The organism is Spirochaeta isovalerica, from assembly GCF_014207565.1.
GTDB lineage: Bacteria > Spirochaetota > Spirochaetia > DSM-2461 > DSM-2461 > Spirochaeta_F > Spirochaeta_F isovalerica.
In genome coordinates this window covers 482,057-493,892 of the sequence record NZ_JACHGJ010000002.1, presented here as the reverse complement: position 1 = coordinate 493,892, position 11,836 = coordinate 482,057, and the positions used below count along the sequence as shown (strand labels likewise).

General features: G+C 49.7%; 11 protein-coding genes. 6 read left to right on the top strand and 5 right to left on the bottom strand.

What is annotated here, in order from left to right:
* Positions 1-219 precede the first annotated feature (219 nt).
* From HNR50_RS07135 to HNR50_RS07110, 6 genes are all read left to right on the top strand, one after another.
* Positions 220-1,920 carry an FAD-dependent oxidoreductase gene (locus tag HNR50_RS07135; protein ID WP_184745311.1) on the top strand — a complete coding sequence of 567 codons (1,701 nt, stop codon included), beginning with the start codon at positions 220-222 and terminating at the stop codon, positions 1,918-1,920.
* A gap of 27 nt (positions 1,921-1,947) precedes the next feature.
* A complete protein-coding gene (locus HNR50_RS07130; RefSeq protein ID WP_184745309.1) occupies positions 1,948-3,231 on the top strand; it encodes a YeeE/YedE family protein in 1,284 nt (427 codons plus the stop codon).
* 65 nt (positions 3,232-3,296) lie between these two features.
* Positions 3,297-4,082 (top strand): ABC transporter permease, encoded by a 786-nt coding sequence (locus HNR50_RS07125; protein WP_184745307.1) that lies wholly within the window; start codon positions 3,297-3,299, stop codon positions 4,080-4,082.
* Positions 4,083-4,098: 16 nt separating this feature from the next.
* Positions 4,099-5,121 (top strand): taurine ABC transporter substrate-binding protein, encoded by a 1,023-nt coding sequence (locus HNR50_RS07120; RefSeq protein ID WP_184745305.1) that lies wholly within the window; start codon positions 4,099-4,101, stop codon positions 5,119-5,121.
* Positions 5,122-5,125: 4 nt separating this feature from the next.
* The gene (locus HNR50_RS07115; RefSeq protein ID WP_221439826.1) at positions 5,126-5,890 is read left to right on the top strand and encodes an ABC transporter ATP-binding protein; all 765 of its coding nucleotides are present in this window, start codon (positions 5,126-5,128) and stop codon (positions 5,888-5,890) included.
* Positions 5,890-7,506 (top strand): ArnT family glycosyltransferase, encoded by a 1,617-nt coding sequence (locus HNR50_RS07110; RefSeq protein WP_184745303.1) that lies wholly within the window; start codon positions 5,890-5,892, stop codon positions 7,504-7,506. The genes HNR50_RS07115 and HNR50_RS07110 overlap by 1 nt, the downstream gene beginning before the upstream one ends.
* Here HNR50_RS07110 and HNR50_RS07105 read toward each other — a convergent pair.
* Genes HNR50_RS07105 through HNR50_RS22345 form a run of 5 tightly spaced genes read right to left on the bottom strand, consistent with a single transcriptional unit; the run spans position 7,482 to position 11,834 of the window.
* Positions 7,482-8,246, bottom strand: a complete 765-nt coding sequence (locus tag HNR50_RS07105; RefSeq protein ID WP_184745301.1) for an ABC transporter ATP-binding protein — start codon at positions 8,244-8,246, stop codon at positions 7,482-7,484. The genes HNR50_RS07110 and HNR50_RS07105 overlap by 25 nt on opposite strands.
* A complete protein-coding gene (locus HNR50_RS07100) occupies positions 8,227-8,982 on the bottom strand; it encodes an ABC transporter permease (RefSeq protein ID WP_184745299.1) in 756 nt (251 codons plus the stop codon). Before HNR50_RS07100 ends, HNR50_RS07105 begins: the two co-directional genes overlap by 20 nt.
* Positions 8,979-9,908: an ABC transporter substrate-binding protein gene (locus HNR50_RS07095; RefSeq protein WP_184745297.1), complete on the bottom strand. Its 930-nt coding sequence runs from the start codon at positions 9,906-9,908 to the stop codon at positions 8,979-8,981. Before HNR50_RS07095 ends, HNR50_RS07100 begins: the two co-directional genes overlap by 4 nt.
* On the bottom strand, positions 9,898-11,151 hold the full coding sequence (locus HNR50_RS07090) for an ATP-grasp domain-containing protein (RefSeq protein WP_184745295.1): 1,254 nt from the start codon (positions 11,149-11,151) through the stop codon (positions 9,898-9,900). Before HNR50_RS07090 ends, HNR50_RS07095 begins: the two co-directional genes overlap by 11 nt.
* Entirely contained in the window at positions 11,148-11,834 is a 687-nt protein-coding gene (locus HNR50_RS22345) for a glycosyltransferase (RefSeq protein ID WP_343060157.1), read from the bottom strand. The genes HNR50_RS07090 and HNR50_RS22345 overlap by 4 nt, the downstream gene beginning before the upstream one ends.
* Positions 11,835-11,836: the final 2 nt, after the last annotated feature.

Sequence of the window (11,836 nt, the reverse complement as noted above, 5' to 3'; positions counted from 1 at the left end):
GTTCCCACAAGTAAGAAACTTTACATAATTATAGTGTTTTTGTGAACTTTATTTGTTCTAACTAATTGTGTTCATATGCAAAAAAAAGACGTTTTTTTTAATTTTACAGGGTGGACAAAATTGGGGACAAGGCTGTTTAATAGTTATTGTATATTGAATAACTTTTTATACATAAATTATTATCTATATATATTATTTTTCATATCTAAGGAGTTTAGAATGGCCAGGAAAATCCTTGTTGTCGGTGGAGTTGCCGGCGGTGCTTCAGCAGCGGCGCGATTGAGAAGACATAGCGAAGAAGATCAGATAATCGTTTTTGAAAAAGGACCCAACGTCTCTTTTTCCAACTGCTGTCTACCCTATCACTTAAGCGGTGTAATTGAAAAAGCCGAAGATCTGGTTTTGATGACGCCTGAGCTTTTTAAAAGCCAGTACAACATCGATGTCAGAATCAACAATGAAGTTGTCTCCATAGACAGAGAAGCTAAAGAAGTAAAAATCAAAAACCTTGATACAGGGAAAGACTATACAGAAACTTATGACAAGCTGGTTCTTTCTCCCGGAGGAAAACCCATCGTCCCCCCGATTCCCGGCCTGGAGAAGATAAACCATTTCACAATCAGAAATGTTGTCGATATTGACAGGATCGCCAAAGCCATCAAAGAAAAAGATGTGAAAAAAATCAGCGTAATCGGCGCCGGTTTTATCGGGATCGAAACAGTTGAAAACCTGAAAGAAGCCGGTTATGAAGTGACCCTTATCGAAGCCATGCCCCAGATCCTGAGGATTTTCGATTACGACATGGTACAGACTCTCCATAAAGAGCTTTACGACCAGGGGGTCAACCTCATTCTCGATGATAAAGTAACAGCATTCGATACCAGAATGATTCACCTCGAATCGGGCCGGAAAGTCGATGCCGATGTGGTTATCATGGCTATCGGCGTATCACCCGAAACGGATCTTGCCAAACAGGCGGGACTGGAAATCGGGAAAACCGGAGCGATGAAAGTCGACCAGAACTTCCGGACCGTCGATCAGGATATCTACGCTGTCGGCGATGCCATCGAAGTTTACAGCTACCTCTTCGACGACTACTTCAAGCTTCCCCTGGCCGGACCGGCCCAGAAACAGGCGAGAAGCGTTGCCGACCATATCAACGGACAGTATGTGGATAACCGCGGCTATATCGGTTCCTCCATCCTGAAAGTGTTTGATTACAATGCGGCTTCTACCGGTCTGACCTGCGGTTTCATCAAGAACAGCGGCCTTAAAGTGGATTACGACTGCGTCCGGATCATACCCGGAGACAAAGTGGGATTAATGCCTTCCAGCAAAAACATGCACTTCAAGCTGATTTATGAAAAACCGACAGGAAAGATTCTCGGGGCCCAGGCTATCGGAAAGGGTAACGTCGACAAGAGAATCGATGTTATCGCCACGGTTATCAAGTTCAACGGTACCATCAACGATCTGAAAGACCTCGAACTCTGTTACGCACCTCCCTTCGGAACGGCAAAAGACGTTGTCAACTTCGCCGGTTACGTCGCCATAAACCTGATGCACGACGATTTCAGACAGGTTAATGTTTACGACGTAAGACCCCTTGTAGAAGACGGCGCGGCGATTTTCGATGTGAGGGAAGAGAACGAATACGAACTGTCCCACCTCAAAGGGGCTGTGAATATTCCCCTGAGCCAGCTCCGCGACAGAATCGATGAGTTCCCCAAAGACAAGCCGATCTACCTCCACTGCCGGAGCGGTCAGAGAAGCTACAACGCCTGTCTCGCCCTTCAGAACAGAGGCTTCAAAAATGTGTATAACATCTCAGGAGGATTTATGGGAATTTCCTTCTTTGAATTCTACAATGATAAAGTAACCGGAAGAGAGCCGATTCTCACGGGTTACAACTTCGACTGATTTAGGAACGAAAGGAACAAACTGATCATGAATAACAAAATTGAAAATATCCTTGGTTTCGCCGTGATAGCCCTTGTGCTGATTTTCGGCGGCGCCTTTCTCGGAACGCAGATGCTCCTCTTCAGACTTCTGGCCGGAATGGGATTCGGATATGCCCTGACAAGAGGGTTTATGGGATTCGCCGGCAGCGTCAACCGAGCCTACAGAACCGGATCGTCCAAACTGATGAGAGTTCTCATGTGGATGTTCGCCGGAACGGCAGCGGTTTCCGTCGCTTTTCTCTACGGAGTCGATGCGACGACATACAACCTCTGGGTCAATCCCATCAATCTGGGGCTGATTCTCGGAGGACTGTTCTTCGGTTTCGGTATGACTTTTTCCTCATGCTGTGCTTCAGGTGTTCTCACCGACCTGGTAACGGGGCTTCCCAGAGCCATCATCACGCTGGTTTTCTTCGCTTTCGGAGTTTTCATTGGATTTCCCGTACAGAAAACAGCCTCATGGGTGACTGATTCCTGGTTCTCCACCGTTACGGGCGAACAGCTTGCCGGGGGAGTTTATCTTCCCGACCTGTTTATGTGGGACGGCATGAGCGGCTACCTCGGAGCGGTTCTTCTGACAGCGCTTTTCGCCGCCATCGTGGCATGGATCGCCAAAATATACGAAGACAGAAAGAAAGCCGAAAATAAATTCGTCGGCGTGGGAACGGAGCTGGATCAGGATAAAGTCCTCGAAGAAGCGGCTGCCAAAAAGCCCTTCAAGCTATTCAGCAGCGACACTTACCATATGCTTTTCGTCCGCCCCTGGCAGATGAGAACCGGAGCTATCGTCATCGGAGGGATCTTCCTTCTGCTTATGGGTATTACCAAAGCGGGATGGGGTGCTTCCACGATCTACGGCATGTGGTTCGGTAAAGTGATCATGCTTTTCGGCGCTTCTTCCGAAGCTCTTGCGTCATTCACTCATATGCCGGCATCTTTCTTCGAAATGTCTATTTTCGCTCATCCCGTATCGGTTCAGAATATCGGAATCGTCATAGGAACGCTTGTAGCCCTCCTTCTGGCGGGATCGTTCAAAGCCACTTTTACTTCCGAACTGAAAATCCGCCCCATGCAGATTCTTTTCTTTGCCATGGGAGGACTGTTCATGGGATTCGGAACCAGGCTGGCCAACGGTTGTAACGTCGGGGCTCTTTATACGCCGATTGCCAACTTCTCCCTTTCGGGATGGATCTTCCTCGCGGCGCTGGTCGGAGGCGGTATCATCGGCAATATTGTTGCCAGAATGACTGTCGACAACTGCGTTAACTGATATAATTGAAACAGGGGACTTCGCGTCCCCTGCTTTGGCTTTACTACATTCAATCGTTATGGATAATGAATAAGTATAAAAAACAGAAAATTCAGGAAATTCTGATCTCGCTTTCAGCCGTACTGGTGATTTTTATCGCCTGGTCCGTTATTGCGGCAATGAAGATCTTCCCGGAGTATTTTATTCCGGCTCCGGCCAGCGTTTTCAGAGCATTCAAAGAAATAGCCTTTGAGGGATACCGCGGAGGAACTCTTCTGGAACACCTCGGGGACAGTCTTTTCAGAGTTCTCACCGGTTTTATTCTGGCCTGCCTGATCGCCATTCCTCTGGGAATGCTTATGGGTTTCAACAGAAAAATCAAAGCGCTCTTCGATCCCATCGTCGAATTCTACAGGCCTCTGCCTCCCCTTGCGTACTATACGATTCTCGTGATCTGGCTGGGTATCGGGAACGCCTCGAAAATAACCCTGTTATTTCTCGCCGCCTTCCCGCCGCTATCCATAAACTCAATGGCGGCTGTGGCTTCGGTTCCTCTCGAAAGGATACACACGGCCCAGTCCCTGGGAGCCAATAAAAGACAGATTTTCTCCCGGGTAATTTTTCCCTCCTGCCTTCCCGGTATTTTCACGGGGATGAGAGTCAGTATAGGATTTACCTATACGACACTTGTTTCTTCGGAGATCGTTGCGGCGACTTCAGGGATAGGCTGGATGGTTCTCGATGCAGGTAAATTCCTCAGAGGCGACGTTATGTTTATGGGAATTCTGGTAATGGGTATAACAGGCATTATTCTGGACAGACTGATCCGGATTGCTGAGATGTTAATAGTTCCCTGGAAAGGGAAAGGATAAAAAAGGAACAGTGAAAATGAAAAAAGGAATATTACTTCTGCTTCTTGCGGCGTCTTTGCTCACAAATGGCGCGGCGGCAGGAAAAGATGACAACGGATCGGGCAAACCGAAAAAAATCGTTATAGGCTACCAGGCCATTCCCAACGGCCAGATTATCTCCAAAGATTTCGGCTGGCTGGAAGAAGCGACAGGTATTCCCGTCCAGTGGGTGCAGGTCAATTCCGGTTCGGAACTGAACACAGGACTCGCAGCGGGAAGCATAGATATCGGTCTTTCGGGAAGCAGCGGCATTGCAGCGGGTATTGCCAACGCCGTTCCCTTCGATGTTATCTGGATACACGACATTATCGGAGACAATGAAGCTCTGGTGGTTAAGAACGATTCCGGCATTACCGATGTAAAGAGCCTTGCGGGAAAAAGGATAGCCGTCCCTTTCGGAGCTACGACACACTATCATCTCCTGGCAGCGCTCGAGCTGGAAGGAATTGATCCCGAAACTGTTGAGATTTTCGACATGCAGCCCCCTGATGCTCTGGCGGCATGGCACAGAGGGGATATTGATGGAAGCTTTATCTGGGAACCGACCCTGGCTAAAATGCTGGAGAGCGACGGCAAAGTGGTAATCTATTCCCGGAAACTGGCGGCTGCCGGATACCTGACCGGAGACATTACTGTTGCCAGAAAAGGTTTTGCAGAGAAGTATCCCGAAATTGTGACGGAATATATCAAAGGTGAAATCCGGGCGGTCGACTACTACAACACAGACAGCGCAGGAGCGGCCGAAGCGGTGAGCCGGCAGTTCGACATACCGGCGGCCGAAGCGGCAAGACAGATGAAAAGCCTGGTTCTACTCACCGGCAGAGACCAGCTGACAGATTCCTATTTGGGAACCCCGGGTAATATCGGAAACCTGGCATCGGTCCTTAAAGCGACAGCCGATTTTCTCGTAACCCAGCAGACGATTCTCAAATCACCGGATCTTGAAGTGTTTAAAGCGGCTATCCATCCCGAATATATTGAAAAGGCGCTGGAGCAATAGATAGTTGAACCTTCTGGAACTGGCGGGAATTTCCGTAGACTTCGAAACAAATAAAGGAACCTTATCGGCGGTAAAAGATGTCTCCATGACTGTAAAGAAAGGAGACTTTATCAGTATCGTCGGTCCTTCGGGCTGCGGAAAATCCACGCTGCTCAATGTGATCGGAGGGTTTCTCCCTCCGACTGAGGGAGAGATTCTGGAAAGCGGATCGCCTCTGACCGGGCCGGGACGGAACAGAGGGGTCGTGTTTCAGAAACCGGCCCTTTATCCCTGGCTGAATGTGGTTCAGAACGTGGCTTTCGGTCTGAAACTCCGGGGTATGCCGAAAAATGACATCAACAGTAGTGTAAAAGAAAACCTGGAACGGGTTCACCTCTCCGATTTCGGCCATATGCACCCCTACGAACTCTCGGGGGGGATGCAGCAGCGCGTTGCCATAGCCCGCATTCTCGCCAACGATCCGGAGATTCTGCTGATGGATGAGCCCTTCGGGGCTCTCGATGTTCTCACCCGGGAACACCTGCAGGATGAACTGCTGAAAATCTGGCGGGAAACCCATAAAACGGTCCTCCTCATAACCCATAGCGTGGAAGAGGCGATCTATCTCTCCACATCTGTGTATGTCATGTCGGAGCTTCCCGGCAGAATTCTGAAAAAAATCGATACGCCTTTCAGTACCGATTATAGGGACAGGGACAGCCGGGAGATCAAATCCCTGCCGGAATTTGTGGCGCTCAGAGAAGAAGTTCTCAGCTATATCTGGTCCTGATGAAGGGGAAAATCCTTAAAGAGAACCACTATGTTCTCCTTTTTGCGGCACTCTGGTTTACGATCAATCTGCTGTTTTTACAGAGTTACCCTTTCGTCCACACTGACGAGCCGTGGCTTAGCGGGCTGACCCGCTCCATAATGGAATCCGGTTCCCTTTCGGCTACGGAAGATTTTTTCGATCTCTACCCGCGCCATCCCCATGCCATAAAGATTCTCTATCACCTTTTACAAATTCCCTTAATCGCCCTCTTCGGATACGGCATCTTCTCTGTGAGACTGCTGTCTCTTCTGGCAGGAGTCCTGACCATTCCACTGTTTTTCCGGCTACTGAAAAATGTCTATCCGGAATCCCCGGGAGGACTCCGCTTTATCATTCTACTCATAATGTCGGTGGATATTCAGTTTCTCTACGGAACCCATATGGCCCGGCAGGAAAGCCTTCTCCTGCTTCTGGAAATAACATCTCTGGTTATCCTGACTGAAAAAAATCTGCCGGCACTGAGGCGGGGAATGCTTGCGGGACTGATAATCGGGGCAGCAACTGCCATTCATCCCAATGCTTTTATCATTGCCTGGCCGGCGGGACTGTATCTTCTCATTTCTATTATAAAGAACTATTTACCCCGCGCCCGAAGGAAAGCCGATCGATCCTTGAAAGAGGGACTTCTTTTTCTGGTCGGCGCCGCCATACCGGCATTGGCTGTTGTACTCATCAGCTTTTACTTCAATCCCTCATTTATAGGGGATTACAGAGCTTATGGAGAACCGCTTGGCGTACTTGATCCGACTGATGTCAAATGGCTCAGACTGCCGGGCTATTATAAAAAACTGTTTCTCCGCATCGGGGGAACATACCACACGCCCCCGGTATACCTCCAGATGGTTCTCTTCCCCTTTTTTCTGGTTGCGGATTTTATCAGGAACAGATCCTGGCTTAACGGCGCGGGATTTTTCGGCTTTAATATTGCCCTTGCCCTGATCGGAAAATACAGCCAGCCTTCGATCATCTTTCTGCTGCCGTTCTACTATCTCGCCGCGGCGGGAAGCCTGGGGTGGATTTTCGAAGTGTACAAGAGAAAATCAAAGGGAGTAACGGCCCGGGCGAAGAGGAGGCTCTTTCTATTCCCGGCCATAGTTCTCCTTTCCGCAACGGCATTTTTCTCATTCCGGGATATCACCGGTGAAAAAGAGAGCTTTGCAACCTTTCTGAAGGAGCTAAAAAAATCCGTTCCCTCCGATGGGGTTCTACTGGGAAATCTCTATGGTGAATACCTTACAGGAGAGGAGGGCCGATTCTATGACTGGAGAAATCTCTCCTTCCTCAATGAAAGCGAACTGACACTGGAAAATTATCTCGACATGCGGTCCATTGAATACATCGTACTCAGTGATGAGCTGGATTTTATCTACCGGAACCGGCCTGTCTGGAATGTTCTGTACGGAAATATCGCCCACTGGTATCCGCAAATGCTTGAACTGGTTGAGAAAAAGGGAACGTTGATTGATGGATTCAACAGCCCCGGTTACGGCGTGAGAATAGCACCTTATCGATATCGAAGAGACTGGCATGTCCGGATATACCGGATTGATCAGTCAGATTCAATAAGCGAATAGAGTTCGATTTTCCTCTTCCGGAACTCATCGCAATGCCTGTCTCTCGGTCTGGGCAGAGGGTTGTCATACAGGCCGAACCGCCTGTTTCTGCTTTCGAAAACCAGAAGCCTGTCCGCCAGAAGCAGGGCTTCGGAAATATCATGAGTCACAAAAAGCACGGTTCTCTTTTTTTCCTTCCACACACGAAGCAGAAGATTCTGCAGTTCCATCCGCGAGGGGGCGTCGAGGCTTCCGAACGGTTCATCGAGAAAAAGGATTTGCGGATCGGCAAAGAGAGACCGGGCTAAAGCCGTTCTCTGCTTTAATCCTCCCGAAAGCTGATGGGGGAGATATTTTCTGAAAGAATTTAAACCCGTGACTTCGAGAATCCCCTCCAGTCTGCTCTGATCCCCGGATCGAACAGCTTTCATCTTCAGGGGCAGGAGGAAGCGGTATTGAGGGAAGAGGATATTCTGCTCAACGGTCAGCCAGGGAAAGAGCTGATTGAAATCCTGAAAAATCATCTGTCCCGCTCTGTCCGGGCGGAGGACGTCTCTTCCCTTTCGGCTGATTTTCCCCGAACCGGGGCGGAGAAATCCCGAAAGAAGTCTGAGCAGAGTACTTTTCCCGCAACCGGACGGTCCGATGATCGCAAGGAATTCTCCATCGTCAATTTCAAGGGAGAGCTCCTCCAGAACAGGATGCTTCCCCTTATCGAGATCATAGGCGAAGTGGAGAGATTCAGCTTTGAGAATAGACATGGGCAATCCTCCTCTCCACAGATTGGAACAGCAGATTCTCAACCGCCAGACCGATAAACATGAGAATGAGCACGCCGCCGTACATGCCCGGAGTATCCATAAAAATCCTCTTATTATAAATGAACCAGCCCAGACCGCCCCCGGAACCTATGGTGCCGAATATCATTTCCGCGCTGATAACGGCCCTCCAGGCTCTGGACCAGCCGATTTTCAAGCCGGCGAATATCTGGGGGAACGAAGCGGGAATCAGAACGGAAAAAAACCTTTCCCCTTCGGTAAGTCTGTTGTTTTCCGCCACATCTAGCCAGACTTTCGGAACCTGCTGGAATCCGCTCCGAATATTGATATAAAAAGGCCAGAGAACGGAATGAATGACAATGAGAACGATTATGTGTATTCCCAGCCCGGTCCACAGAATGAGAAGTGGAAGCAATGCGATACCGGGCAAAGGGTGCACCAGGGCTGAGAGCTTTTCCGCCCAGGGGTCGAATCCCCTGAACCGGAAAGCCAGCCAGGCGAGAAGAAAAGCCAGAATCAGAGCGGGTATAAAGGAACCGGTTATGATAGCCAGTGAAAAAAGGATTGATAGGGGCAGTTCTCCGGTTTTCAAATCCCCCAGAAGAGATTTCGCCACTTCAAGAGGAGAGGGAAAAATCAGAGGTGAAAAAACACCGCTCAGAAAAAGAATCTGCCAGAGAAGCAGAATCGCAATCATGAGAATCAATCCCTTTTTCAAAAGGAAACGCTCCCCTTTTCAATAGCCTGTTTCAGATACCCCGTCTCTGACATAAAATGGATGAATCTATCGAGCCCGCGAACATCCCTGTCGTAAACCATCCCCCTGTTATAGAGATAATCCTCTACAGTCTTCTCATCCATATGGTATTTTTCAGCCAGAATGCTCACCGTTTCACTGCGGTTTTCCCGAATAAAGAGAATGGCTTTATCCAGAGCTGAAAGAAAGGCTTTATACAAATCCGGTTCATTATTATAAAACCGTTCCGTAGCCACTCCGGCTATAAATGTAAAAGGACCGCCCATGGCCTCATCGCCGCTGACCAGGACATCATATCCCTCTTCCTCTTCCATAAAGAGATAAGGCGGAGAAGTAAAATGACCGCTGACGGCTCCGGAGAGAAGGGCATTCATCCCGTCGGGGTGCTTCATGGCTATGAGATTTTTATCGAGAGCTGCGGGATTCCCTGTTTCCCTTTCGAGGGCCATGGACAGGAGGATATGCTGAATGCTTCCCGGCTGGGGAAGTGCGATCTTCGCATCTCCGGGAATATCGGAGAGAGAGGAATACTGACCGGCCGGCACGACAAGCCCTAGGGGACAGCGGGACAGGCCTGTGGCGATTTTCCATTCCATACCCTTGTCCCGGGCGATGAGGAAAGGGGGAATCCCCATAAAACCGATATCGAGGTCTCCAGCCAGAACAGCCTCTCTGATAGCAGCCGTATTGCCGAGGCGCACCCACTCCACCTCCACCTCCCCGGCTGTTTCCTCCAGGAAACCCTTCTCGATGAGAATCTGAAGGGGGGCATAAGCCAATCCGTACTGTTCTGCAATGCGGATTTTTCCTGCGGAGCCCTTTTCTTTGTTACAGCCCGCAAACAAGATGAGAGACATCATAATTAATAGAACGCATTTAGTTTTCATTGGGAAACATCATCCTCTCATAAAATTGCAGCATATTCCCTCCCGATTGATCTTCCATACGGATAAGATTGTACGCCTCTTTGATTGTCCGGTTCACCGAATCACGGGACGTTCCGGTTACGATGAAATAACCCGCACGCTGGGTCGAGTTCTCCCTGTCCACGATTTCCGTTCCCGGCGGGAGAAGATAGCGGCCGGACAGTACTCCCGGAAGAGAACGGACAGCCTCCATTCCCTCCAGAATATACAGGATACCCGGCGAAGCGAAAAACATCTGGAGAGACAGGTATTTTCCGCTCAGTTTTTCATCGACATCAGCCTGATCGGGAAGGATCCGGTCTCCGCCTCTGGTCAGTTCCAGCATGTTATCGAGAAGGGGAAACCCGGTCATAAAGGGTATGAACTCATCTTCATAAGCACCGCCGAGACGACAGGCGATTTCATTAACTTTGAAGCCCTCTTTTCCGGCGAGTATCTGGAAATACAGAGGCCCTTCTTCCAGACCGATCATAGAAGTGATTCTGCCGACCAGTTCCCGGAGCTCCCCTTCTCTATGATGATAAAGCGAGGGATAACGATGAGAAACACAGACACCTATATGGGGACCGTTATCAATAGTGATACGATCGGTAATCATAAGAGTAAGGGGCTTTCCCTTCACAGCCCATCCATTGACCGTCAGTTCATCGGAAGGATAATATTCTTCAGCCAGAATCTCCCTCTCCCGGGAGAAAGAGAGGAGTCGCGGAAAATTGTTCCGGATTTCCTCTATGGAATTCACCTTCATGACTCCTCTCTGTCCCTGGCTGTCCAGAGGTTTGATGACGAGAGGAAAGGTGAGTCCTTTCAAATCTTCATGGGAAAAATCCTCATTCAGTACTGTAAAAGGGGCTGTGGGAATGCCATGACGCAAAAAGGCGTTCTTCATCACTTTTTTATTGGTGACCATCCTGGCCTGAGAAACCGAGAGAAAATAGGGAAGTTCCAGTTTTTCCGAGACCATAGCCGCGGTCAGAACCGGCTGGTCCGTCCCTGTCGTCATGAGAAAGGAGGAACCGTATTTGACAGCATCGGTTTCAACGGCTTCTGTGTCAAAAGTGCTGGCATGGGAATGGTAGCGACTGTAGGAAAGAGCCGGAGCCTTGTCATCGAAATCGGAGACGAGAACATCGAGTCCCAGCTCCCCCGCCCTTCTGACCGCTGCGATCTGCGCCGGTCCGCCACCGAGCATATGAAGAATCACAGGACCTCCTCGATCCGGTAGGGTTCACCGTGATGTAAAAAAAGAAACCGGAAAGGTCCGTAATGGCGGAACAACCGGGAAAAAAGTCTCACACGCCCCCGAAAGGAAAAACGGCTCGGCTCCCGGTGGACTGACGGAACTTTGGAGAACCGGAAGGAACGGACTTCCGCTCCCGGCCTGAGACGGAAAACTAGAGCGGAAACATAAATGAACGCTCTCTTTTCTCCTTTAATCCTGTCAACCAGAGAGCGGGTGAAGATTCTGTAGCTCCCGATCTCAACCCGCGATGGCTTACGGAGAAAAAGGGTAAAGAAGAGACTGTTCAATGCCGTCCCTCCGCGAAGGAGAAAGGGACGCCCCTTCCCTCGGGAAACAGCGTACACCAGATCCGCTCCATCTGACACCCGGGATATCAGTTCGGGGATCAGTTCAGGGGGATGCTGAAGATCATCATCCATAGTGATAATCAACTCGCTGTCTGCCTGGCAGAGACCGCAGTAAACGGCATTCTGCTGTCCTCTGTTCTCCGCCAGTCTAATCCCTCTGATCCGGGAGTCCGACTTGCGGACTTCCTTCAGCTTCCCGAAAGTGCCGTCCCGGCTTCCGTCATCGACAAAAAGAACATTCCACAGAAGCGCCGTGCTCTCGAGAACGGGAACGAGGCGCTGAAGAAGAGGATCGATAT

Excerpts from the sequence above, each read along its gene's own strand:
- HNR50_RS07105 (WP_184745301.1), bottom strand. The coding sequence starts at position 8,246 with ATGTCTATTCTCAAAGCTGAATCTCTCCACTTCGCCTATGATCTCGAT.
- HNR50_RS07125 (WP_184745307.1), top strand. The coding sequence starts at position 3,297 with ATGAATAAGTATAAAAAACAGAAAATTCAGGAAATTCTGATCTCGCTT.
- HNR50_RS07095 (WP_184745297.1), bottom strand. The coding sequence starts at position 9,908 with ATGAAAACTAAATGCGTTCTATTAATTATGATGTCTCTCATCTTGTTT.
- HNR50_RS07120 (WP_184745305.1), top strand. The coding sequence starts at position 4,099 with ATGAAAAAAGGAATATTACTTCTGCTTCTTGCGGCGTCTTTGCTCACA.
- HNR50_RS07130 (WP_184745309.1), top strand. The coding sequence starts at position 1,948 with ATGAATAACAAAATTGAAAATATCCTTGGTTTCGCCGTGATAGCCCTT.
- HNR50_RS07135 (WP_184745311.1), top strand. The coding sequence starts at position 220 with ATGGCCAGGAAAATCCTTGTTGTCGGTGGAGTTGCCGGCGGTGCTTCA.
- HNR50_RS07110 (WP_184745303.1), top strand. The coding sequence starts at position 5,890 with ATGAAGGGGAAAATCCTTAAAGAGAACCACTATGTTCTCCTTTTTGCG.